At 54.0% G+C, this 2,756-nt stretch carries 1 protein-coding gene; it reads right to left on the bottom strand.

Going from position 1 to position 2,756, the window contains the following annotated elements:
• Window positions 1-2,756 (bottom strand): beta strand repeat-containing protein (locus tag CRP01_RS41560; RefSeq protein ID WP_222845954.1); only part of this gene is annotated, 2,756 nt, incomplete at both ends.

Below are 2,756 nucleotides of genomic sequence, written 5' to 3'. Positions count from 1 at the left end.
GCGGCATTGACCGTTTCATCATCGCTGTCGGTCACCGCTACATCGCCTACTCCTGCGTCATTACCGTCACCATCACCGTTCGTATCCGCTACTGCGTTCACCGTGGCGGTGTTGGTGTACAAGCCATCATCGATATCGTCTTGGGTGATCGTATGCGCGGCCGTGTATAGCCAGGTCTCGCCCACATCCAGCACGCCATCTTCATCGGTATCTCCGTCGTTGAAGCCGTCCGTATCCGCATCAACCGGAAGGATAGTTCCCGCATCGGCACCCGGATCGGTGACTACTACGTTGTAGATCGAGACATTACCGTCGTTCAGTACTTCGATATCGTAGTTGACTACATCGCCAACTGCATCGTAGGTCGTTGGAGACGCGACTCCGTCGATATTATTCGCTGTCTTGGTTAGCATGATGCTCGGGGCTTGTGCGGCATTGACCGTTTCGTCATCGCTGTCGGTTACCGCTACATCGCCTACTCCTGCGTCATTGCCGTCACCGTCACCGTTGGTATCCGCTACTGCGTTTACCGTGGCGGTATTGGTGTACAATCCATCATCGATATCGTCCTGGGTAATCGTGTGCGCGGCCGTGTACAGCCAGGTCTCTCCCACATCCAAAACGCCGTCTTCATCGGTATCTCCGTCGTTGAAGCCGTCCGTATCCGCATCAACTTCCAGGATGGTGCCGGCATCGGCACCCGGATCGGTCACCACCACATTGTAGATGGAAACATTACCGTCGTTCAGCACTGCGATATCGTAGTTGACTACATCGCCAACTGCATCGTAGGTCGTTGGAGACGCGACTCCGTCGATATTATTCGCCGTCTTGGTCAGCATGATGCTCGGATCCTGCGCCGCATTCACCGTTTCATCATCGCTGTCGGTCACCGCTACATCGCCTACTCCCGCGTCATTACCGTCACCATCACCGTTTGTATCCGCTACTGCATTTACCGTGGCGGTGTTGGTGTAGAATCCATCATCGATATCGTCTTGGGTGATCGTGTGCGCAGCCGTGTATAGCCAGGTCTCGCCCACATCCAGTACGCCGTTTTCATCGGTATCTCCGTCGTTGAAGCCGTCCGTGTCCGCATCGACCGGAAGGATAGTTCCCGCGTCTGCACCCGGATCGGTGACTACTACATTATAGATGGAAACGTTACCGTCGTTTAGTACCTCGATATCGTAGTTGACTACATCGCCAACTGCATCATAAGTCGTTGGAGACGCGACTCCGTCGATATTATTCGCCGTCTTGGTCAGCATGATGCTCGGGGCTTGCGTAGCATTCACCGTCTCATCATCGCTATCGGTTACCGCTACATCGCCTACTCCTGCGTCATTACCGTCACCATCGCCATTCGTATCCGCTACTGCGTTCACCGTGGCGGTGTTGGTATAGAATCCATCATCGATATCATCTTGCGTGATCGTGTGTGCAGCTGTGTACAGCCAGGTCTCTCCCACATCCAAAACGCCGTCTTCATCAGTATCTCCGTCATTAAAGCCATCCGTGTCGGCATCAACCGGAAGAATCGTTCCTGCATCGGCACCCGGATCGGTCACCACCACATTGTAAATGGAAACATTACCGTCGTTCAGCACTTCGATATCGTAATTAATTACCTCTCCTACCGTGCTATATGTGACGGGAGAGCTAGCCGTTTTGGTCAGCATGATGCTCGGGTCTTGCGCCGCATTCACCGTTTCATCATCGCTGTCGGTCACCGCTACATCGCCTACTCCCGCATCATTGCCGTCACCATCACCGTTCGTATCCGCTACACCATTTACCGTGGCAGTGTTGGTGTACAAGCCATCATCGATATCATCTTGGGTGATCGTGTGCGCGGCCGTGTATAGCCAGGTCTCACCCACATCCAAAACGCCGTCTTCATCGGTATCTCCGTCGTTGAAGCCGTCCGTATCCGCATCAACTTCCAGGATGGTGCCGGCATCGGCACCCGGATCGGTCACTACTACATTGTAGATCGAGACGTTACCGTCGTTCAGTACTTCGATATCGTAGTTGACTACATCGCCAACTGCATCGTAAGTGGTCGGGGACGCTACTCCGTCAATATTATTCGCCGTCTTGGTCAGCATGATGCTCGGATCCTGCGCCGCATTGACCGTTTCATCATCGCTGTCGGTCACCGCTACATCGCCTACTCCCGCGTCATTACCGTCACCATCACCGTTGGTATCCGCTACTGCGTTTACCGTGGCGGTGTTGGTATACAATCCATCGTCGATATCATCTTGCGTAATCGTGTGCGCGGCCGTGTATAGCCAGGTCTCGCCCACATCCAGCACGCCGTCTTCATCGGTATCTCCGTCGTTGAAGCCGTCCGTGTCTGCATCCACTTCCAGGATGGTACCGGCATCGGCACCCGGATCGGTCACTACTACATTGTAGATGGAGACATTACCGTCGTTTAGTACCTCGATATCGTAGTTAACTACATCGCCAACTGCATCGTAGGTCGTTGGAGACGCTACTCCGTCAATATTATTCGCTGTCTTGGTCAGCATGATGCTCGGGTCCTGCGCGGCATTCACCGTTTCATCATCGCTGTCGGTCACCGCTACATCACCTACTCCCGCATCATTACCATCACCATCACCGTTGGTATCCGCTACTGCGTTTACCGTGGCGGTGTTGGTATACAATCCATCGTCGATATCATCTTGCGTAATCGTGTGCGCGGCTGTGTATAGCCAGGTCTCGCCCACATCCAGCACGCCGTC

This window comes from Flavilitoribacter nigricans DSM 23189 = NBRC 102662 (assembly GCF_002646595.1).
In the GTDB taxonomy this organism is placed as follows: domain Bacteria; phylum Bacteroidota; class Bacteroidia; order Chitinophagales; family Saprospiraceae; genus Flavilitoribacter; species Flavilitoribacter nigricans.
The sequence above is the reverse complement of the archived record's forward strand: the minus strand, read 5'-3'. Positions and strand labels throughout refer to the sequence as shown.